This window comes from Trabulsiella guamensis ATCC 49490 (genome assembly GCF_000734965.1).
GTDB classification, from domain to species: Bacteria; Pseudomonadota; Gammaproteobacteria; order Enterobacterales; family Enterobacteriaceae; genus Trabulsiella; species Trabulsiella guamensis.
In genome coordinates this window covers 14822-36137 of record NZ_JMTB01000048.1, presented here as the reverse complement: position 1 = coordinate 36137, position 21316 = coordinate 14822, and the positions used below count along the sequence as shown (strand labels likewise).

Below are 21316 nucleotides of genomic sequence, written 5' to 3'. Positions count from 1 at the left end.
GCATTTTCCGGGCGATGTTTCGCGTTTCCTCCTTCCATCATCGTTGTCGCAAAGCACCACGATGACAGCATTTATCGTCCGGCGTCAGAGGGATGATTCGTTTCTTGCGAAGCGGCTTCCGCCATTTTTTGCTTGCTTTCATAATCTCGCTTCACAATGTCGAGCGCGCGCAACACCGTCTGCGGTGGGATCGCATGTTGCTCCAGTAGCATGATCAGATCGACGGCCAGTTTGACCTCGTCCGGGGCATTTTCGAGTGACATAGTGTCTCCTGTTAACGGGTCATTCGCGCCAGAACGGCTTCAATATCCTGTAATGCTTTCTGGCAGCGCTGGAGCCTGCCCGCACAGGTTTCCACTTCACGGGACAACCGCTGCTGTTCCTCAAAACCGGTAGCCTGCGCCAGTAACTGCTCGCGTTCACGCCACAGCGCCAGCAACCGACGTTCGTATTCCTGATGCTGTAGCCGCTTACGCTGCCAGCGCGTCAGCGCCGGAGAGCCGGTATCCCATGAACGTAGCGACCAGGCGTCGGTTTCGCGCAAGATGGCTTCCATTTGTGCGGCCAGATGCTCAGCAAGCCAGGCGATTTGTGGCAGTTGCTGTTGTTCAACGGCCTGCTTTAGGGCGTTGAGATTGTGCCGCGCTTCCGTCAGACAGGCCTCCAGGCGCGTGCTGCGCGTCTGAAACAGCTGCCGGTCGAAGCGCGGGCCGAGCGTCGCGAAATTCGCCAGTGGGGCGGCACGGGCTTCCAGCATAGCCAGCTGTTTTTCCAGCGTTTGTAAAAGCGAGTCAGTTTTCACGTTGCGCTTCCAGTAATGGCAAGTGTTTATGCTACATTAGCGATCAGGGTTGATAACGATTCGCATTATGCAACGTACTATTTTAATCATCATTGGCTGGCTGGCGGTAGTCTTAGGGACGCTCGGGGTCTTTTTGCCCATTTTACCGACGACGCCTTTTATTCTGCTTGCCGCCTGGTGTTTCTCACGCTCATCGCCACGTTTTCACCACTGGCTGCTGTATCGCTCGTGGTTTGGCGGCTATTTGCGTTTCTGGCAGAAACATAAAGCGATGCCGGCAGGGGCGAAGCCGCGTGCCATTGTAGTGATTTTAATCACATTCGGTCTCTCGCTGTGGGTGGTAAAAATGATGTGGGTACGAATCTTGCTTCTTATTATCCTTTTCTGTCTGCTCATTTTTATGTGGCGACTGCCGGTGGTTGATGAAAAGCAACAAAAACCGTAAAGCACAATAATGGCTGTTGCAATTATTGCCTTCTGCCAGTAAATTCGAGCGTTTTCGAGTACAGGCGCGCCCGGTCAAAGGTTAGACAATCGTCTCCCTGGCCCGGAATGTCGCGCGTCTGAAGTAACAGTATTTATCAGGCACAAACCTATGACCGCGACTGCACAGCAGCTTGAATATCTGAAAAACAGCATTAAAAGTATCCAGGACTATCCGAAGCCTGGCATTCTGTTCCGTGATGTCACCAGTTTGCTTGAAGACCCGAAAGCGTACGCGCTGAGTATCAAACTGCTTACCGAGCGCTATAAAGACGCAGGTATCACTAAAGTGGTGGGTACCGAAGCTCGTGGTTTTCTGTTTGGCGCTCCGGTAGCGCTGGCGCTGGGCGTAGGGTTTGTCCCGGTGCGTAAACCGCGTAAACTGCCGCGTGAAACCATCGCCGAAAGCTATGAACTGGAGTACGGCACCGATCAACTGGAAATTCACCAGGATGCCATCCAGCCGGGTGATAAAGTGCTTGTGGTTGACGATCTGCTGGCGACTGGCGGCACTATCGAAGCAACCGTAAAACTGATCCGCCGTCTGGGCGGTGAAGTCACTGATGCGGCGTTTATCATTAACCTGTTCGATCTGGGTGGCGAGAAGCGCCTGGAGAAGCTGGGCATTCATAGCTACAGCCTCGTCCCATTCCCGGGACATTGATCCCGACTCGAAGACACAGTCTCGCGGTCACTGCGAGGCTGTGTTAGCATTACTCCCCTGACAATCCACCTTCCAGCGTTGCAGAGCCTGCCCATGAGTTATCAGGTCTTAGCCCGAAAATGGCGCCCACAAACCTTTGCTGACGTCGTTGGCCAGGAACATGTGCTGACAGCCCTGGCGAATGGCTTATCGTTAGGACGCATTCATCACGCTTATCTTTTCTCCGGCACCCGTGGTGTCGGGAAAACCTCGATTGCCCGACTGCTGGCGAAAGGGCTTAATTGTGAAACCGGTATTACCGCGACCCCTTGTGGCGTGTGCGATAACTGCCGCGAAATCGAGCAAGGCCGTTTTGTCGATCTGATTGAGATCGATGCCGCGTCGCGCACCAAAGTCGAAGATACCCGTGATTTGCTCGATAACGTCCAGTACGCCCCGGCGCGTGGCCGCTTTAAGGTCTATCTGATCGATGAAGTGCACATGTTGTCACGCCACAGCTTTAACGCGCTGCTGAAAACGCTGGAAGAGCCGCCATCGCACGTGAAATTCCTTCTGGCGACCACTGATCCGCAAAAGCTGCCAGTGACGATTCTCTCCCGCTGCCTGCAGTTCCATCTCAAAGCGCTGGATGTCGAACAAATTCGTCATCAGCTTGAGCATATCCTTAGTGAAGAGAAAATCAGCTTCGAGCCGCGCGCGTTGCAGTTGTTATCCCGCGCCGCTGACGGCAGTCTGCGCGATGCGCTCAGCCTTACCGATCAGGCCATTGCCAGTGGGGAAGGGCAACTGACGACCGACGCCGTGAGCACCATGCTCGGTACACTGGACGACGATCAGGCATTGTCGCTGATCGAAGCGCTGGTTGCGGCAGACGGTGAACGCGTAATGGCGCTCGTCAATGAAGCGGCCCAGCGTGGCGTTGAATGGGAAGCTCTGCTGGTTGAAATGCAAAGCCTGCTGCATCGCATCGCCATGGTGCAACTGTCACCATCGGCGCTGGGCGCCGATATGGCCGCGGTGGAGCAACGAATGCGCGACCTGGCACGTACCGTACCGCCTGCTGATATCCAGCTCTATTACCAGACAATGCTCATCGGCCGCAAAGAGCTGCCCTATGCGCCGGACCGGCGTATGGGCATCGAAATGACGCTGCTACGCGCGCTGGCGTTCCATCCTCGTCAGCCATTGCCGGCACCGGAAGTGCAGACGCCTTCTTTTGCACCCGTCGCGCCGACGGCGGTGATGACTCCAACGCAGGTGCCGCCGCTGCAACCCGCTGCGCCCGCGCACCAGAACGAAGCCTTGCCCGAATCGACCAGCCAGGTGCTGGCAGCGCGCAGTCAGCTTCAGCGCACCCAGGGAGCGCCCAAACCAAAAAAGAGTGAACCGGCAGCCGCACCCCGCGCGCGGCCGGTGAATAACGCTGCGCTGGAAAGACTGGCTTCGATGAGCGAACGCGCGCAGTCGCGTCCATCGCCTTCTGCGCTGGAAACACAACATGCGGTCAAAAAAGAGGCGTATCGCTGGAAGGCAACCACCATCTCTGATGAGGTGAAGGAAGAGATCGCCACGCCTAAAGCGCTGAAGAAAGCGCTGGAACACGAAAAGACACCAGAACTGGCGGCGAAACTGGCGGAAGAGTCCATTGCCCGCGATAGCTGGGCGGCAGAAGTCAGCCAGCTTAAATTGCCTAAACTGGTAGAGCAGGTCGCGTTAAACGCCTGGAAAGAACAGAACGGTACGGCAGTTTGTTTGCATTTACGACCATCGCAGCGCCACCTGAATAATGCGGGTGCGCTACAGACACTGACGGAAGCGTTACGCGCTTTTACCGGTGAAGCGGTTGAACTGACCATCGTTGAAGATGATAATCCGGCGGTGCGAACACCGCTGGAGTGGCGACAGGCCATTTATGAAGAGAAACTCGCGCAAGCGCGCGAGTCGATGATCGCGGATAACAATATTCAGACTCTGCGCCGCTTCTTTGATGCGGAGCTGGATGAAGAAAGTATTCGTCCCATTTGACTGCAAGCCTGGCTTGCGGTCGACAACCCTCAATGAGAGAGAAGCCTATGTTTGGAAAAGGCGGTCTGGGCAACCTGATGAAACAGGCCCAGCAGATGCAAGACAAAATGCAGAAAATGCAGGAAGAGATCGCGCAACTGGAAGTGACTGGCGAGTCTGGCGCAGGTCTGGTGAAAGTGACGATCAACGGTGCGCATAACTGCCGTCGCGTCGAGATCGACCCGAGCCTGCTTGAAGACGACAAAGAGATGCTGGAAGATCTGGTCGCCGCTGCATTCAACGATGCTGCGCGCCGTATCGAAGAAACACAGAAAGAGAAAATGGCCTCTGTCTCTTCCGGTATGCAGTTGCCGCCGGGCTTTAAGATGCCGTTCTGATGCAAACCAGCCCGCTGTTAACCCAGCTAATGGAAGCGCTGCGTTGCTTGCCGGGCGTTGGCCCCAAGTCTGCGCAGCGGATGGCGTTTACGCTATTGCAGCGTGATCGCAGCGGTGGCATGCGCCTGGCGCAGGCGCTGACCCGTGCGATGTCCGAAATCGGCCATTGCGCGGATTGCCGGACCTTTACCGAGCAGGAGGTCTGCAACATCTGCGCGAACCCGCGTCGCCAGGAAAATGGTCAGATTTGCGTGGTAGAGAGTCCGGCGGACATCTACGCCATTGAGCAAACCGGGCAGTTTTCGGGACGTTATTTCGTGTTGATGGGGCATCTTTCCCCGCTTGATGGCATTGGCCCGGACGATATCGGTCTTGACCGCCTCGAACAGCGTCTGCAGGAGGAAACCCTCAGCGAGGTGATCCTGGCGACCAACCCGACAGTCGAAGGCGAAGCCACCGCGAACTATATTGCTGAGCTCTGCGCGCAATATGGTGTCGATGCCAGCCGTATCGCCCATGGCGTGCCGGTGGGTGGCGAACTGGAAATGGTGGATGGCACCACGCTGTCTCACTCCCTCGCGGGCCGTCACAAGATTAAATTCTGAACAAACGGAGGCTGAACCACTGGCCTCCGCTTGAAATTTTCCCCCTGTATCCCCATCTCATCCTCAACGTTTTATTTCTACTGTTACCTGTTTTTGTTGAGGTATTCCCAAATGAAAGGACAAGAGACCCGTGGCTTTCAGTCTGAAGTGAAGCAGCTTCTGCATCTGATGATCCATTCTCTGTATTCAAATAAAGAAATTTTCCTGCGTGAGCTTATCTCCAACGCCTCCGACGCCGCCGACAAATTGCGTTTCCGTGCGCTCTCGAACCCTGACCTGTACGAAGGCGATGGCGAGTTGCGTGTTCGCGTGTCGTTCGATAAGGAAAAACGCACGTTGACCATCGCTGATAACGGTATCGGTATGAACCGTGACGAAGTGATTGACCACCTGGGAACTATCGCGAAATCCGGTACAAAATCCTTCCTCGAATCCATGGGTTCTGATCAGGCGAAAGACAGCCAGCTGATTGGTCAGTTTGGTGTGGGGTTCTACTCGGCCTTTATCGTTGCCGACAAAGTGACCGTGCGGACCCGTGCGGCAGGCGACAGTGCGGACCATGGCGTGTTCTGGGAATCCGCAGGTGAAGGCGAATATACCGTAGCTGACATCAATAAAGCGGATCGCGGTACCGAAATTACCCTGCATCTGCGCGAAGGCGAAGATGACTTCCTGAATGACTGGCGCGTCCGTTCCATCATCAGCAAATATTCAGACCACATCGCGCTGCCGGTTGAGATTGAAAAACAGGAAGAGAAAGACGGTGAAACCGTTGTGTCCTGGGAGAAAATCAACAAGGCGCAGGCGTTGTGGACGCGTAATAAGTCAGAAATTAAAGACGACGAATACAACGAATTCTACAAGCATATCGCTCATGACTTTACTGATCCGCTGACCTGGAGCCACAACCGTGTGGAAGGTAAGCAGGAGTACACCAGTCTGCTGTATATCCCGTCTCAGGCGCCATGGGACATGTGGAATCGCGATCACAAGCACGGTCTGAAGCTGTACGTGCAGCGCGTGTTCATCATGGATGACGCCGAGCAGTTCATGCCGAATTACCTGCGCTTTGTGCGCGGTCTGATTGATTCTAACGACCTGCCGCTTAACGTGTCGCGTGAAATCCTGCAGGACAGCACCGTGACCCGTAATCTTCGTAATGCCCTGAGCAAACGTGCGCTGCAGATGCTGGAAAAACTGGCGAAAGATGATGCTGAAAAATACCAGACGTTCTGGAAACAGTTCGGTCTGGTGATGAAAGAAGGCCCGGCAGAAGACAGTGCGAACACGCAGACCATCGCGAAGCTGCTGCGTTTTGCCTCTACGCATACTGACTCTTCCGCACAGACCGTATCGCTGGAAGACTACGTTTCGCGCATGAAAGAAGGGCAGGAGAAGATCTACTACATCACCGCAGACAGCTACGCGGCGGCGAAAAGCAGCCCGCATCTGGAACTGCTGCGTAAGAAAGGCATCGAAGTCTTGCTGCTCTCCGACCGTATTGACGAGTGGATGATGAGCTATCTGACCGAGTTTGACGGCAAAGCCTTCCAGTCAGTAGCAAAAGCAGATGAATCGCTGGATAAACTGGCGGACGAGCTGGACGACAACGGCAAAGAAGCGGAAAAAGCGCTGGAGCCGTTTGTTGATCGCGTGAAAACGCTGCTCGGCGAGCGAGTAAAAGAGGTGCGTCTGACCCATCGTCTGACCGATACCCCGGCTATCGTCACTACCGATGCGGATGAAATGAGCACCCAGATGGCAAAACTGTTTGCCGCGGCGGGCCAGAGCGTACCGGATGTGAAATACATCTTCGAACTGAACCCGGATCACGCGCTGGTGAAACGCGCTGCTGATACCGAGGACGAAGCAAAATTCAGTGAATGGGTTGAGCTGCTGCTCGATCAGGCGCTGTTCGCCGAGCGCGGCACGCTGGAAGATCCGAACCAGTTTATTCGCCGGATGAACCAGTTGCTGGTGTCATAATTCACATCAGCGTGATGACCTTCCCCCTCTCCTCCCAGGAGAGGGGCGTTACCTGTACTCCTCCTAAATATTTCCCATTAACCGTTTCAGCTGATCCGCCTTCCTTGAGACATCCGCGTTCTGGTGGTATCGTTTAGCGCTTTTTGAAAAATTAAATCGACATTTGAGGGGATTTTCGCAATGCGTATTATTCTGCTTGGCGCTCCGGGCGCGGGTAAAGGGACTCAGGCTCAGTTCATCATGGAGAAATACGGTATTCCGCAGATTTCCACCGGTGATATGCTGCGCGCCGCGGTAAAATCTGGCTCCGAGCTGGGTAAAAAAGCGAAAGACATCATGGACGCCGGCAAGCTGGTCACTGATGAACTGGTTATCGCGCTGGTCAAAGAACGCATTGCACAGGAAGACTGCCGTAACGGTTTCCTGCTGGACGGTTTCCCGCGCACCATCCCTCAGGCTGACGCGATGAAAGAAGCTGGAATCGCAGTAGATTACGTACTGGAGTTTGACGTACCGGATGACCTGATCGTTGAACGCATCGTGGGTCGCCGTGTTCACGCCGCCTCGGGCCGCGTTTACCACATCAAATTCAATCCGCCGAAAGTCGAAGGCAAAGACGACGTGACCGGCGAAGCGCTGACCACCCGTAAAGACGATCAGGAAGAGACCGTACGTAAACGTCTGGTGGAATACCATCAGCTGACTGCACCGTTGATCGGCTACTATCAGAAAGAAGCTCAGGCGGGCAACACCAGATACGCCAAAATTGACGGCACTCAGGCCGTGACTGCCGTTCGCGCAGAACTGGAAAAAATCCTCGGCTAATGGCCGTGTTTCTCACCCGGTCTCTTCCGGGTGAGAACATCCTCACTTTACCTTTCGCTACAATTGGTTCTTCTTACGCCCTTTTCAGCTACAATTATCAGCCAGTTCAACGATTAAGAGGCGGTAATGCGTCAGACGAAAACCGGCATATTGATAGCCAACCTTGGCACGCCCGATGCGCCAACCCCGCAGGCAGTGAAACGCTATTTACGACAATTTTTAAGCGACACACGGGTCGTCGACACCTCTCGTCTGCTGTGGTGGCCCTTACTGCGCGGCGTGATTTTGCCCCTGCGTGCGCCCCGGGTCGCGAAGCATTACCAGTCCATCTGGATGGAAGGCGGTTCCCCGTTGATGGTGTACAGTCGCGAGCAACAGCAGGCGCTGGCGGCGCGTTTGCCGGACACACCCGTTGCGTTAGGTATGAGCTACGGTTCGCCGTCGCTGGAGAGCGCGGTGGAAGAACTGTTAGCGCAGGGCGTTGACCATATCGTCGTGTTGCCACTCTACCCGCAGTATTCCTGCTCCACCGTGGCTGCCGTCTGGAACGAGCTGGCGCGGATCTTCGCGACAAAACGCCGTATTCCCGGCATCTCGTTTATCCGTGATTACGCCGATGACCATGATTACATTACCGCGCTGGCCAACAGCGCCCGTGCGTCGTTTGCCATTCATGGGGAACCCGATCTCCTGCTGCTCTCTTATCATGGCATTCCGCAGCGTTATGCTGACGAAGGTGACGATTACCCGCAGCGCTGCCGTGATACCACGCGTGAGCTGGTTTCCGCGTTGGGAATTCCGCACGATAACGTCATGATGACTTTTCAGTCTCGCTTCGGGCGCGAACCCTGGCTGACGCCCTATACCGACGAAACGCTGAAAATGCTGGCGGAAAAAGGCGTGAAGCATATTCAGGTGATGTGTCCCGGATTTGCGGCAGACTGCCTGGAAACGCTGGAAGAGATCGCCGTGCAGAACCGGGAATTATTCCTCGAAGCGGGTGGCGAGAAATATGAATATATTCCGGCGCTAAATGCTACACCGGAACATATTGAGATGATGGTTAACCTGACACAGCCTTACCGGTGAATCAGCAGACCAGTCGCTGAACAAAATAGTGGACGCCGTCGCAAATCGCTGCCGAAAGCAGAATGTGGTACTCTTTACCGCTCTTTTGATCATCCGTAAGCACAACTATGAAATTTCCCGGTAAACGTAAATCTAAACACTATTTCCCCGTCAATGCTCGCGATCCGCTACTGAAACAAATCCAGCCGGAAAGCGAAACCAGTACGTCCTGGGTGGTCGGCATCGACCAGACGCTGGTGGATATTGAAGCGAAAGTGGATGATGCGTTTATCGAACGGTATGGACTCAGCGCGGGCCATTCGCTGGTCATTGAAGATGAGGTTGCCGACGCGCTGTACAACGAGCTGGTTCGCGAAAATCTCATTACTCATCAGTTTGCTGGTGGCACCATTGGCAACACCATGCACAACTATTCGGTGCTGGCAGATGACCGTTCCGTCCTGCTGGGTGTGATGTGCAGCAACATCGACATTGGCGGCTATGCCTACCGCTATTTGTGCAACACTTCCAGCCGTACTGATCTCAATCATTTGCAGGGCGTGGACGGGCCGATTGGCCGCTGTTTTACGCTGATTAGCGATTCAGGCGAGCGGACGTTTGCCATCAGCCCGGGGCATATGAACCAGTTGCGCGCAGAGAGTATTCCTGAAGCGGTGATTGCCGGTGCGTCCGCACTGGTGCTCACCTCCTACCTGGTGCGCTGTAAACCAGGCGAGCCGATGCCAGACGCTACAATGAAAGCGATTAGCTACGCCAAAAAATACAACGTCCCGGTGGTACTGACGCTGGGCACCAAATACGTCATTGCCGATAACCCGCTCTGGTGGCAGGATTTTCTCAAAGAAAACGTCTCGATTCTGGCGATGAACGAGGAAGAAGGGGAAGCGCTGACAGGGATTGCTGATCCGCTGCTGGCGTCCGATAAGGCGCTGGAGTGGGTGGATCTCGTCTTATGCACCGCAGGCCCGATTGGTCTGTACATGGCAGGGTATACTGAGGAAGCCGCGAAGCGTAAAACGCAGCATCCACTGCTGCCGGGTGCTATTGCCGAGTTTAACCAGTATGAATTTAGCCGGGCAATGCGTTTCCAGGACTGCCAGCACCCACTGCGCATCTATTCGCATATCGCCCCGTACATGGGTGGGCCAGAGAAGATCATGAACACCAACGGCGCAGGCGACGGTGCGCTGGCGGCATTACTGCATGATATTACCGCCAACAACTACCACCGCAACAACGTGCCGAACTCCAGCAAGCACCAGTTTACCTGGCTGACGTACTCATCGCTGGCGCAGGTATGCAAATACGCTAACCGCGTGAGTTATCAGGTGCTGAACCAGCATTCGCCGCGACTGACCCGTGGGCTACCTGAGCGTGAAGATAGCCTCGAAGAAGCCTACTGGGACCGCTAACCCGTGACCACTTCACCTGCTGGCGGCGTTTCAATCAGCGCCAGCATGGTATTGGCGATTTCGCGTTCCCCCATTACCACCTGACTGGCACCGCGCTCGGTAATGTAGTCCACTTCATCATCGTAATGCGCCCGGGCGATAATCTCGATGTCCGGGCATTTCTCGCGTGCTGAGGCGACAATCTCACCGGCTTCGTAGCCGTTAGGAATGGTCAGCAGCAGCCAGCGGGCGCAGTCAAGATGCGCCAGATTCATGATCTCTTCGTTGGCGGCATTGCCCAGTACGGCCCGGACGCCGCGTTCGCGCAGTTCGTCCACACGGGTGCGCGAGGTTTCAATCACCACCAGCGGGATCCCCTGTGCCATCAGTTTTTCACCCAACAGGCTGCCAACACGACCATAGCCAACCAGCAGCGCGTGGTTACAGATATCCACCGGGATCTGTTTCTCTTCTTCGATAGCCTCTTCTAGTGTCTGCTCTTCCAGCGTTTCAGTATTTGCCAGGTATTTTTCGAGCAGCGCGAACAACACCGGGTTAAGCATGATGGAGAGAATGGCGCCTGCCAGTACCAGATTTTGTCCCGCCTGCGGCAGCAGGTTCAGTGACATGCCCAGTCCGGCGAGGATAAACGCAAATTCACCAATCTGCGCGAGGCTTGCCGCGATGGTCAACGCCGTACGCGGCGAGTGGCCGAACAGACGCACAAGAATGAAGGCCGCCGCCGATTTACCGAAGATAATAATCGCCAGCGTGCCGATCACCGCCAGCGGTTGATCGATAAGCACCATCGGATCAAACAGCATGCCGACAGAGACAAAGAACAGCACGGCAAACGCGTCGCGAAGTGGCAGCGTGTCGTGGGCGGCGCGGTGGCTCAGTTCTGATTCATTGAGCACCATTCCGGCGAAGAAAGCGCCGAGGGCGAAGGAAACATCAAACAGCTCGACCGCGCCAAACGCGATGCCCAGTGCCAGCGCCAGCACAGAGAGTGTGAAGAGTTCGCGGGAACCGGTTGCCGCGCTGCGGGACATGATCCACGGCACCAGACGACGACCAACCAGCATCATGATGGCGATAAAGGCGACAACTTTACCAATGGTCAGCCCCATGTCGAGCGCCAGGGTAGCGAAGCCGACGTTACCTTTCTCCACCATGCCCGCCACCGCAGGCAACAACACCAGCGTCAGCACCATCACCAGATCTTCAACTATCAGCCAGCCTATGGCGATTTGTCCGCGCTGGCTGTCAATTAATTGCCGTTCTTCCAGCGCCCGCAGCAGCACCACGGTACTGGCAGTGGAAAGACACAACCCAAAGACGATGCCTGTCATGATTGACCAGCCCAGGACGGCGGAGAGGGCCATACCCAGCAGCGTGGCGACCGCTATCTGCGCTATCGCACCGGGAATGGCGATCGACTTTACCGCCATCAAATCCTTCAGAGAGAAGTGCAGGCCCACGCCAAACATCAGCAGGATCACGCCCAGTTCCGCCAGTTCCGGGGCCAGTTTAGTATCTGCGACAAAACCCGGCGTAAATGGACCGGCCAATACGCCCGCTAACAAATATCCCACCAGAGGAGAAATACGCAGTCTGTTGGCAATCATGCCAAGGATAAAAGCGAGCACAAGGCCGCCAACAATGGTGGTAATAAGCGGGGTGGCGTGATGCATTCCGTCTCCTTTCGTCAGTGCGTGATCCTTTTTTGGCATAAAAACCAAAAAACCTGGTAATAGTTTATGACAATTTTAACCACTGCGTTTATGAATAATTGTTGAATTTTGAAGAAAATCGTCATCAGACGCTGAAAAAGCACGGATCGGAAAAGGACGAGAGTAGTAAGAAGGAAGTGATTGATGAACAAAGGAAATCAAGGCAGCCAAAGTTTGACTTTAGCTGCCTGAAAATTAGTGTTTCTGTCGGTTGTCAGGGAGGAATATGGTCAACATGCCAAGAAGTGGCAGGAAAGCACAGATTTTATAAACCAGCTCAATGCTGGTATGGTCGGCGATCAACCCTAACACCGCAGCGCCAAGGCCACCCATGCCAAAGGCGAAACCGAAGAACAACCCGGAAACCATGCCGATTCTCCCCGGAAGCAGTTCCTGCGCGTAGACCAGAATGGCAGAAAAGGCAGAGGCGAGGATAAATCCAATGATCACCGTCAGGATCCCCGTCCATTCAAGACTTGCGTAAGGTAAAACGAGGGTAAACGGTGCAACACCAAGGATAGAGCCCCAAATAACATATTTACGCCCGATTTTATCGCCCACAGGCCCGCCAATCACGGTACCTGCCGCTACGGCAAACAGGAAAGCAAACAGGTGAAACTGCGCATTTTGTACGGATAAGCCGAACTTATGCATCAAATAAAAGGTGTAATAGCTGCTGATGCTCGCCATATAGAAGTATTTGGAGAAAATCAGCATTAACAGGACGCAAACCGCCAGAATAACTTTATTGCGCGGCAGCGGATTGAGCACCGGTGCCTTTGGTTTTCCTTTATTAATGCGGTGTTGCGCGGCGTACCAGCGGCTGATTTGCGCCAGTACGACGATCGCCAGCAGCGCCGCCAGCACGAACCAGGCGACATTGCCTTTGCCATATGGCGCGATGATCACCGCAGCCAGCAACGGCCCCATCGAGCTGCCAAAGTTTCCGCCCACCTGAAACAGCGATTGCGCCAGGCCGTGGCGGCCACCGGAGGCCATGCGTGCCACGCGCGAAGATTCCGGGTGGAACACCGACGACCCGGTTCCGACAAGCGCGGCGGCGAGCACGACGGTGCCAAAACTGCCAGCCAACGCCAGCAGCACCAGACCGCTTAACGTGAAGCACATGCCTATCGGCAGCGACCACGGCATCGGGTGCTTATCGGTCAGATAACCCACCACCGGTTGCAGCAAGGATGACGTAAGCTGGAAGGTGAGGGTGATCATGCCGATCTGCACAAACGTCAGCGAGAACTCTGACTGCAGCAGCGGGTATATTGCCAGGATCAACGACTGGATCATGTCGTTCAGCAGGTGAGAGAGACTGATCGCTCCCAGAATTCCAAACGAAGTCCGCGCTTTATTTGGCAGCGCAGAGGAGGTTTCACTGATTGCCATAGATTTCACTTAATTCAGAGTGTGCGATGTTTAGGGGATGTAATAATTATCAGACTAAGATAACTGTGTCGGGCGTTTGAAGGAAGCCTCAATTCTGAAAACAGTGTTGTTTAATGCCGTCAGCCACGGTAGTTTTTGCTAAGTCATCACGTCAGGGAGAGAAATATGAAATTGAATAAACGGGGTGTGGCGCTGGCATTTGTCGCGGCATGGTCCCTGGCAGGGTTACCCGCACAGGCGTACGAACAGGATAAAACCTACAACATCACCATTTTGCACACCAACGATCACCACGGCCATTTCTGGCGTAACGATTACGGCGAGTACGGGCTGGCAGCGCAGAAAACGCTGGTGGATGGCATTCGCAAAGAGGTGGCAGCGGCGGGCGGCAGCGTGCTGGTACTGTCGGGCGGCGACATCAACACCGGCGTACCGGAATCTGATTTGCAGGATGCAGAGCCTGATTTTCGCGGCATGAATCTGATTGGTTATGACGCGATGGCCGTCGGTAACCATGAGTTTGATAACCCGCTGACGGTGTTGCGCCAGCAGGAGAAGTGGTCGAAATTCCCGTTTCTCTCCGCCAACATTTACCAGAAAAGCACCGGTGAGCGGTTGTTTAAACCCTGGGCGTTGTTTAAGCGACAGGGGCTGAACATCGCAGTGATCGGCCTGACTACAGATGACACGGCGAAAATCGGTAATCCTGAGTTTTTTACCGACATTGAATTCCGCAAGCCTGCCGGGGAAGCAAAGCTGGTGATTCAGGAGCTTCAGCAGACGGTGAAGCCGGACATCATGATCGCGACCACCCATATGGGCCATTACGATAACGGCAATCACGGCTCTAACGCGCCGGGAGACGTTGAGCTGGCGCGCAGTCTGACGGCCGGTTCGCTGGCGATGATTGTGGGCGGTCACTCGCAGGATCCGGTATGTATGGCGTCGGAAAATAAAAAGCAGGTGGATTACGTCCCCGGGACTCCTTGTGCGCCGGACAAACAAAACGGCATCTGGATTGTACAGGCTCACGAATGGGGAAAATACGTCGGGCGCGCGGATTTTGAATTCCGCAATGGAGAGATGAAACTGGTGCACTATCAACTCATCCCTGTCAACCTGAAGAAGAAAATTACATACGACAACGGCGAGAGTGAGCGCGTGCTGTATACGCCGCAGATCCCGGAAAACCCGCAAATGCTGTCGTTGCTGTCACCGTTCCAGAACAAAGGCAAAGCGCAACTGGGCGTGAAGATCGGCAATGTTAATGGCCATCTTGAAGGCGATCGCAGCAAGGTGCGTTTCGTACAGACGAATCTGGGGCATCTGATCCTGGCCGCGCAAATGGCGCGTACCAACGCGGATTTCGCCGTTATGAGCGGCGGCGGTATCCGCGATTCCATTGAGTCGGGGGATATCACCTATAAAGATGTGCTGAAAGTGCAGCCGTTTGGCAACATCCTGGTCTATGCCGATATGAGCGGGCAGGAGGTGACGGACTACCTGACGGCGGTTGCGCAGATGAAGCCGGATTCAGGAGCTTACCCGCAATTCGCTAACGTCAGTTTTGTAGCGAAAGCGGGCAAACTCATTGATCTGAAAATTAACGGCGAGCCGGTCGATCCCAACAAAAAATACCGTATGGCGACGCTGAGCTTTAACGCTACCGGCGGTGACGGCTACCCGAAAATCGACAGTAAACCGGGTTATGTGAATACTGGCTTTATTGATGCCGAGGTGCTGAAACAATACATCCAGCAGAATTCTCCGCTGGATGTGAATGCTTACGAACCGAAAGGCGAGGTGAGCTGGCAGTAATGTCAGTCACGGCGGGCGATGTCGGCAAATTGTGCGCTCAGCATTTTTGCCAGATCGCTCGCCGTCAGTTCAATATCCAGACCACGCTTTCCGCCGGAGACATAAATGGTCTCAAACGCCTGTGACGGCGCATCAATCAGCGTCGGCAGGCGTTTTTTCTGCCCCAGGGGGCTGATGCCACCGACCAGATAACCCGTCGTGCGCTGCGCTACCAGTGGATCTGCCATATCCACTTTTTTTGCGCCAAGGGCTTTCGCCACTTTCTTTAAATCGAGCTGCGTGGCAACAGGCGTGACCGCCACCGCCAGATGCTTCATATCGCCATTTACTGCAACCAGTAGCGTCTTATAAACCCTGTCTGGATCCAGACCAAGCTTGCGCACCACTTCGTCTCCGAAGTTCGTTTCATTCGGATCGTGATCGTAAGTGTGTATCTGGAAAGGAATCTTGTTTTTTTCGAGTAACTTAACCGCGGGAGTCATAACAGTCCTTCTTCTACAATAACGTTACCGGTAAAGATTACGCCTGACGGTTGTCTAAAAAATAGCATTATCTTGCTCAATAGTGTTGGCAGTGATGATGAGTTTGAGCGACAATCGAAAGATCCGGGGTGCAAATCCCGGGATAATAATAATGATGAAATTCCTCTTTGACGGGCCAATAGAAATATTGGCCACTTTTTTATTTCAACAGCGTCGGCAGGTTCCCCTCTCCATACAAATGCAGCGCGCCAACGGCCACCACATAATGCCCGGCGGGAAGCGCCAGTAGCGCATCACGCCAGGCGAGGTTACGTTGATGCATCAGGATATCGTAAAGCGATTCGCTAAATGTATTTGGTAATTCGACAGTCCCCTGCGTCGGCGCCTGCTCCAGCCACCAGCCGATCATCACCTGTAGCAGCCGTGCATTGGTATGCCAGTGGGTCAGCGTATCTTCAAGCAACATCAGACCATTATCCGGAAGCTGATTCAGCAACGCCATCTGCGAGTTTGCCCCTTCGAGCTCGATAATCGTCATATCATGCTCTCTGGCGTCTTTCAGTAACTGATAGTCCACGCCGTAATCCGGGCGCAGACCCAGTTTTTGCGCCTGGGTCGCCTGCAATACCATGGCGATTTGCCATAACGGTTGATTATCGAACAGCGAAACGGAAAGCCCCATCTCTTCGGCCAGCATGGTTAACCGTTCGCGTTGTGCGGCGCTGAGGCGTTCCTCAAGTGGGGGATAAGTGGGGAGATTGCTGAATGGCGTTTCCTGACCAGAAATGTCAGCTTCGACGATCAGCGCATCCGCCTGACGCATTTTCATCAACAGCCGGGGAGGGAGCGGCGACATGTCGCGCGTACCCATATGAATGCTGCCGACGAGGTGGAAATGGCGATCGCCGGAAAGTGAAAGGTCGATGGCGGGCCATGAATACGCCGTTCCCTTCAGATGATTCCACAGCGTTTTTAGTTGAGTTAACAGGCTCATACGCACTCCGTGGTTGAGGCGACCATGCTAACGCGTTGCAAAGACAGGTGCAAACGGAACCCTCTCCCGGGCGGGAGAGGGTGTCAGGTTACTCTTTCGGTTTAAAACGCAGCAGTCGGTTGGCATTGCTTACGACGGTGATGGAAGAGAGTGCCATCGCGGCCCCGGCCACAACCGGGTTCAGCAGCGTGCCGGTGAGCGGCCATAAGATCCCGGCGGCGATCGGGATACCCAGCGAGTTGTAAATAAACGCGCCAAGCAGGTTCTGTTTCATATTGCGCAGCGTGGCTTTGGAAATCGCCAGCGCGTCGGCAACGCCTGCCAGGCTGTGACGCATCAGGGTGATCGCCGCAGTCTCGATGGCGACATCGCTACCACCGCCCATGGCAATCCCGACATCCGCCTGCGCCAGCGCTGGTGCGTCGTTGATACCATCGCCGACCATCGCCACCTGGCGTCCCTGGCTTTGCAGTTTCCTGATAGCGTCTGCTTTGCCGTCCGGTAACACGCCGGCGATGACCTCGTCAATGCCCGCTTCTTTGGCAATCGCCTTCGCGGTGGTCGGGTTGTCGCCAGTGAGCATCACCAGACGATAGCCTGCGCGGTGTAAACGCTCAAGCGCGGCCACGCTGTCTTCACGCAGCGGATCGCGGATGGCAAACAGCGCGACGGCTTGACCATCAACTGCCAGCAGCACTGGCGTAGCACCACGGGAGGCCTGTGCAGCCAGTTCGTTGTCCAGTGCTTTCGTATCTACCTGTTGTTCGTTGAGCAACGCCTGGTTGCCGAGCAGTAGCGTGTGCCCCTCCGCTTCGCCGCTGACGCCCAGTCCACGCAGGGTGCGGAAGCCGTTGACCTGCGGCAGCGTGGTGTCGCCCGCTTTTTCGAGGATTGCTCTCGCCAGCGGATGGCTCGAACCCTGTTCCAGCGCCGCCGCCAGGCGTAACGCCTCGCTTTCATCGAGCTGAGCGACGGTTTTCACCGCCACGATCTGCGGTTTACCTTCGGTCAGCGTGCCGGTTTTATCAAAGACCAGCGTGTCGAGCGTACTGGCGCGCTGCAGCGCATCGGCATCGCGCACCAGTACACCAAATTCCGCCGCGCGGCCCACACCCGAAATGATCGACATCGGCGTTGCCAGTCCCAGCGCACACGGACAGGCAATAATTAACACAGTGGTAGCGATCACCAGCGTGTAGACAATTTGCGGCGCAGGGCCGAAGAAATACCAGATGGCGGCGCTGAGCAACGCAATAGCGACAACGGCCGGGACGAACACTGCAGAAATTCTGTCCGCCATCTGACCGATTTCTGGCTTACTGCTTTGCGCCTGGCGTACCATGCGAATAATACGGGACAACGTGGTATGGCTGCCCACTGCACTGGCGCGGAACAGTACGCTGCCATCCTGTACGACCGTCCCGGCATGGATACTTTCGCCATCGCTTTTCTGCTGTGGGATCGGCTCGCCGGTCAGCATCGCTTCATCGAACCAGGCTTCGCCCTGAGTGATTTCACCGTCAACCGGTACGCGATCACCGGTGGTCAGGCGCAGTGTCATGCCCGGTTGAACGTCAGCCAGCGGCACGGTTTTTTCGCCGTCTTCGGTCACGACGCGTGCAGAGGGCGGGGTGAGGTCGAGCAGTTTTTCCAGCGCTTTTGACGAACGCTGACGGGCACGGGCTTCCAGCATATGACCCAGGTTAATCAGACCGATGATCATCGCGCTGGCTTCATAATAAAGATGCCGTGCTTCCATCGGGAACCACTGTGGCCACAGATTGACGCTCATCGAATAAAGCCACGCGACCCCGGTGCCGAGGGCGACCAGCGTGTCCATGGTGGCGGTGCGATTTTTCAGGCTCTTCCAGGCGCTGGAGTAGAAATGCCCCCCGGCGAACACCATCACCGCAAGGGTGATAAGGCCAATCATCAGCCACAGTGAGCGGTTGTCGTCGGTGACCATCATGTTGTCGCCGATCATCCCCCAGCCCATCACCGGGATACCGACCAGCAATGCCACAATGGCCTGCCAGCGGAAACGTTTCATGGTGGCAAGGGCGGTTTCCTGCTGGCGTTCGCGGCGCTCAAGATCATCTTCGATTGCTTCTGCGCCGTAGCCGGCTTTTTCCACCGCCTGCACTAAATCGGCTGCGGACGCGCTGCCCATCACCAGCGCAGAGCGTTCCGCAAGGTTTACCCGTGCCTGCGTCACCCCAGGAACCGCCTGAAGCGCATTCTGCACACGGGAGACGCAACTGGCGCAGCTCATGCCGTTGATCAACAATTGTTGGCTGTCATCTGGCTCTTGTGCTGCCGGAAGCTCAGGAGTCGCCGCTGTCAGTGCTTCCGACGGGATTTTTGATTCCGCCAGCGGGTCAGCCTTTGGGTGGCTTAACTCTGCCCCATATCCGGCTTGTTTAACGGTGTCGATCAACTGGTCAGCACTGGCGCTGCCAACGACTTCTGCATGGTCAAGGGAAACCTCGGCCTTTTCAACGTCGGGACGTTGTTCGAGACTCTCTTTCACGCGTTTGACACAATGACCACAGCTGAGACCATCCAGCGTCAGGTTTATCGTGTGAGACATAATGCATCTCCTTTTAGGGTATAATCATCAGACCAGAGACTACCTGATCCACCTTTTTCATATCACTGTGAATAAGGGTAAACCTTCCATCAAGGGGAAGGTCAAGGGGGAAATATGAATATTAGCGATGTGGCGAAAAAAACCGGTTTGACCAGCAAGGCGATCCGCTTCTATGAAGAAAAAGGGATCGTGACGCCGCCGTTGCGTAGCGAAAACGGGTATCGCAGCTACTCGCAAAAACACCTTGATGAACTAACGCTGTTGCGTCAGGCGCGTCAGGTCGGATTTACTCTGGAAGAGTGTGGCGAGTTAGTGAATTTGTTTAACGATCCGGCTCGTCACAGCGCAGATGTGAAATCGCGCACGTTACAACGTGTGGCGAATATTGAGCGGCATATTGAAGAACTGCAGGCGATGCGCGCACAACTGCTGGCGTTGGCGGAAGCCTGCCCGGGCGATGACAGCGCCGACTGTCCGATTATTGATAATCTGTCCGGCTGCTGTCATCACAAAGCAAAGGCAAAAGCCTGATTAGCGGGGTGGCAGGGGGCGGATGCGCAGGGTGATACCTTCGATGGCGATCACTTCCACTTTCGTCCCGGCGGTGAGATCCTCTTCTGCCGACACCGGCCAGGAGCTGTCGCCAACCCGCATATGACCACGACCATTCACCAGCGTATTTTCCAGCACAAAGCGACTGCCGATTAACTGCTGACCGCGCTGGTTGAGATGGCTGTCGCTCGGGCGCTGACGTTTAACGCGATTCGACATCCAGCGCCACCACAGCCAGGCGGCGAGTAGCGTCAGCAGGGCAAACAGCACGCCCTGCCACTCCCAACTGAGGGGCAGCAGCCAGGTCACCAGCCCGGTGACGACAGCCGCCACGCCGCTCCACAGTAAATAGCCATTACCGCCCAGCATTTCTGTCGCCAGCAACAATCCCCCGAGACTCAGCCAGAAGATATGTGGATGGGCCAGAATCAGTTCCATCATGATTTTTTCCGTGACCCCGTGCTTTCACTGATAAGTTCGCTGATCCCGGCGATAGAGCCCATCAGACTGCTAGCCTCCAGCGGCATCAGCACCACTTTGCTGTTATTCGCCGATCCGATTTGCTGCAACGCATCGGTATATTTCTGCGCCACAAAGTAGTTCACGGCTTGAATGTCCCCGGCGGCGATGGCTTCAGACACCATTTTGGTGGCCCGGGCTTCGGCTTCCGCCGAGCGTTCACGCGCTTCTGCCTGCAGGAACGCGGACTGGCGGTCACCTTCGGCTTTCAGGATTTGCGACTGTTTTTCACCCTCAGCTTTGAGGATTTCCGCCTGACGCACCCCTTCTGCCTCAAGGATATAAGCACGTTTGGTACGTTCTGCTTTCATCTGCGCGTTCATGGAGGCGATAAGCTCGGCGGGAGGGCGTACATCGCGGATTTCAATACGTGTGACTTTGATGCCCCACGGATTGGTCGCTTCGTCAACGATATGCAGCAGACGGGTGTTGATGCTGTCACGCTGGGAGAGCATTTCATCCAGCTCCATCGACCCCAGCACGGTACGGATGTTGGTCATGGTCAGGTTAATGATCGCCAGCTCAAGGTTGCTGACTTCGTACGCCGCTTTCGGCGCATCAATCACCTGAATAAAGCAGACCGCGTCAATGGTGACGTTGGCGTTATCTTTCGAGATGACTTCCTGTGAGGGAATGTCCAGCACCTGCTCCATCACGTTAATTTTACGACCCACACGGTCCATGAACGGGACGACAAGGTTTAAACCTGGCAGCAAGGTTTTAGTGTAACGGCCGAAGCGTTCGACCGTCCACTGGAAACCCTGCGGGACGATTTTGATACCCGCACCGACGATCACCAGCGCAACGAAAATTAAAACGGGGATAACAATAAGCATTAAAAACCTCCTGTCGTACAGTCCGTGTGGTGACGAGATTTATTTGTCACTCGTTGCCAGTAAGTATATCTGTTTATTAAGGGGAGTTCGCCAGGAATAAACCAACCCGGTACACTTATAACGAAACAGGAAGAAAGTCCGAAATCG

20 protein-coding genes and 1 other annotated feature are annotated in these 21316 nt (G+C 55.1%); of the genes, 11 read left to right on the top strand and 9 right to left on the bottom strand.

The window, feature by feature from the left end; all coding sequences use genetic code 11:
• Nucleotides 1-71: 71 nt before the first annotated feature.
• Together rsmS and priC are read right to left on the bottom strand one after the other, a co-directional pair.
• Nucleotides 72-263 (bottom strand): pleiotropic regulatory protein RsmS, encoded by a 192-nt coding sequence (gene rsmS / locus GTGU_RS06325; protein WP_038155026.1) that lies wholly within the window; start codon nucleotides 261-263, stop codon nucleotides 72-74.
• An 11-nt stretch (nucleotides 264-274) separates the two neighbouring features.
• The gene (gene priC / locus GTGU_RS06320) at nucleotides 275-802 is read right to left on the bottom strand and encodes a primosomal replication protein N'' (protein ID WP_038155025.1); all 528 of its coding nucleotides are present in this window, start codon (nucleotides 800-802) and stop codon (nucleotides 275-277) included.
• A 67-nt stretch (nucleotides 803-869) separates the two neighbouring features.
• On the opposite strand from priC, the gene GTGU_RS06315 reads away from it, so the two are divergent.
• The 9 genes from GTGU_RS06315 (at nucleotide 870) to GTGU_RS06275 (ending at nucleotide 10268) form a co-directional block, all read left to right on the top strand.
• Nucleotides 870-1247, top strand: a complete 378-nt coding sequence (locus tag GTGU_RS06315) for a DUF454 family protein (RefSeq protein ID WP_038155024.1) — start codon at nucleotides 870-872, stop codon at nucleotides 1245-1247.
• 150 nt (nucleotides 1248-1397) lie between these two features.
• Complete coding sequence (apt, locus tag GTGU_RS06310; RefSeq protein ID WP_038155023.1) at nucleotides 1398-1949, top strand: adenine phosphoribosyltransferase; 552 nt, start codon at nucleotides 1398-1400, stop codon at nucleotides 1947-1949.
• Nucleotides 1950-2042: 93 nt separating this feature from the next.
• Nucleotides 2043-3974: a DNA polymerase III subunit gamma/tau gene (dnaX, locus tag GTGU_RS06305; RefSeq protein WP_038155021.1), complete on the top strand. Its 1932-nt coding sequence runs from the start codon at nucleotides 2043-2045 to the stop codon at nucleotides 3972-3974.
• Nucleotides 3304-3368 (top strand) — a sequence feature (DnaX frameshifting element). Its footprint overlaps the gene before it by 65 nt.
• 47 nt (nucleotides 3975-4021) lie before the next feature.
• Complete coding sequence (locus GTGU_RS06300) at nucleotides 4022-4351, top strand: YbaB/EbfC family nucleoid-associated protein (protein ID WP_038155020.1); 330 nt, start codon at nucleotides 4022-4024, stop codon at nucleotides 4349-4351.
• Nucleotides 4351-4956: a recombination mediator RecR gene (gene recR / locus GTGU_RS06295; protein ID WP_038155018.1), complete on the top strand. Its 606-nt coding sequence runs from the start codon at nucleotides 4351-4353 to the stop codon at nucleotides 4954-4956. Before GTGU_RS06300 ends, recR begins: the two co-directional genes overlap by 1 nt.
• A 111-nt stretch (nucleotides 4957-5067) precedes the next feature.
• Nucleotides 5068-6942, top strand: a complete 1875-nt coding sequence (htpG, locus tag GTGU_RS06290) for a molecular chaperone HtpG (RefSeq protein WP_038155016.1) — start codon at nucleotides 5068-5070, stop codon at nucleotides 6940-6942.
• 180 nt (nucleotides 6943-7122) lie between these two features.
• Nucleotides 7123-7767, top strand: coding sequence for an adenylate kinase (gene adk / locus GTGU_RS06285; RefSeq protein ID WP_038155015.1), 645 nt, complete (start codon nucleotides 7123-7125; stop codon nucleotides 7765-7767).
• A 126-nt stretch (nucleotides 7768-7893) separates the two neighbouring features.
• Nucleotides 7894-8856, top strand: coding sequence for a ferrochelatase (gene hemH, locus GTGU_RS06280; RefSeq protein WP_038155013.1), 963 nt, complete (start codon nucleotides 7894-7896; stop codon nucleotides 8854-8856).
• 107 nt (nucleotides 8857-8963) lie between these two features.
• The gene (locus GTGU_RS06275; RefSeq protein WP_038155011.1) at nucleotides 8964-10268 is read left to right on the top strand and encodes an inosine/guanosine kinase; all 1305 of its coding nucleotides are present in this window, start codon (nucleotides 8964-8966) and stop codon (nucleotides 10266-10268) included.
• Here GTGU_RS06275 and ybaL read toward each other — a convergent pair.
• Together ybaL and GTGU_RS06265 are read right to left on the bottom strand one after the other, a co-directional pair.
• Nucleotides 10265-11941: a YbaL family putative K(+) efflux transporter gene (gene ybaL, locus GTGU_RS06270; protein ID WP_038155010.1), complete on the bottom strand. Its 1677-nt coding sequence runs from the start codon at nucleotides 11939-11941 to the stop codon at nucleotides 10265-10267. The genes GTGU_RS06275 and ybaL overlap by 4 nt on opposite strands.
• A gap of 234 nt (nucleotides 11942-12175) precedes the next feature.
• Nucleotides 12176-13378, bottom strand: a complete 1203-nt coding sequence (locus GTGU_RS06265) for an MFS transporter (protein WP_038155009.1) — start codon at nucleotides 13376-13378, stop codon at nucleotides 12176-12178.
• 165 nt (nucleotides 13379-13543) lie between these two features.
• Between GTGU_RS06265 and ushA the strand changes: the two genes are divergently transcribed.
• On the top strand, nucleotides 13544-15196 hold the full coding sequence (ushA, locus tag GTGU_RS06260) for a bifunctional UDP-sugar hydrolase/5'-nucleotidase UshA (RefSeq protein ID WP_038155008.1): 1653 nt from the start codon (nucleotides 13544-13546) through the stop codon (nucleotides 15194-15196).
• Between the two features lie 2 nt (nucleotides 15197-15198).
• On the opposite strand, the gene ybaK is transcribed toward ushA, so the two are convergent.
• The 3 genes from ybaK to copA all read right to left on the bottom strand — a co-directional run bounded on the left by ybaK (nucleotide 15199) and on the right by copA (nucleotide 19262).
• Nucleotides 15199-15678, bottom strand: coding sequence for a Cys-tRNA(Pro)/Cys-tRNA(Cys) deacylase YbaK (gene ybaK, locus GTGU_RS06255; protein ID WP_038155007.1), 480 nt, complete (start codon nucleotides 15676-15678; stop codon nucleotides 15199-15201).
• Between the two features lie 199 nt (nucleotides 15679-15877).
• Nucleotides 15878-16672, bottom strand: a complete 795-nt coding sequence (locus GTGU_RS06250) for a TraB/GumN family protein (protein ID WP_038155005.1) — start codon at nucleotides 16670-16672, stop codon at nucleotides 15878-15880.
• 88 nt (nucleotides 16673-16760) lie between these two features.
• Nucleotides 16761-19262 carry a copper-exporting P-type ATPase CopA gene (copA, locus tag GTGU_RS06245; protein ID WP_038155004.1) on the bottom strand — a complete coding sequence of 834 codons (2502 nt, stop codon included), beginning with the start codon at nucleotides 19260-19262 and terminating at the stop codon, nucleotides 16761-16763.
• Nucleotides 19263-19376: 114 nt separating this feature from the next.
• On the opposite strand from copA, the gene cueR reads away from it, so the two are divergent.
• The gene (gene cueR, locus GTGU_RS06240; protein WP_038155003.1) at nucleotides 19377-19793 is read left to right on the top strand and encodes a Cu(I)-responsive transcriptional regulator; all 417 of its coding nucleotides are present in this window, start codon (nucleotides 19377-19379) and stop codon (nucleotides 19791-19793) included.
• On the opposite strand, the gene GTGU_RS06235 is transcribed toward cueR, so the two are convergent.
• Both GTGU_RS06235 and GTGU_RS06230 read right to left on the bottom strand, forming a co-directional pair.
• On the bottom strand, nucleotides 19794-20255 hold the full coding sequence (locus GTGU_RS06235) for an NfeD family protein (protein WP_038155001.1): 462 nt from the start codon (nucleotides 20253-20255) through the stop codon (nucleotides 19794-19796).
• Nucleotides 20252-21169: an SPFH domain-containing protein gene (locus GTGU_RS06230; RefSeq protein ID WP_038155000.1), complete on the bottom strand. Its 918-nt coding sequence runs from the start codon at nucleotides 21167-21169 to the stop codon at nucleotides 20252-20254. The genes GTGU_RS06235 and GTGU_RS06230 overlap by 4 nt, the downstream gene beginning before the upstream one ends.
• Nucleotides 21170-21316 lie beyond the last annotated feature (147 nt).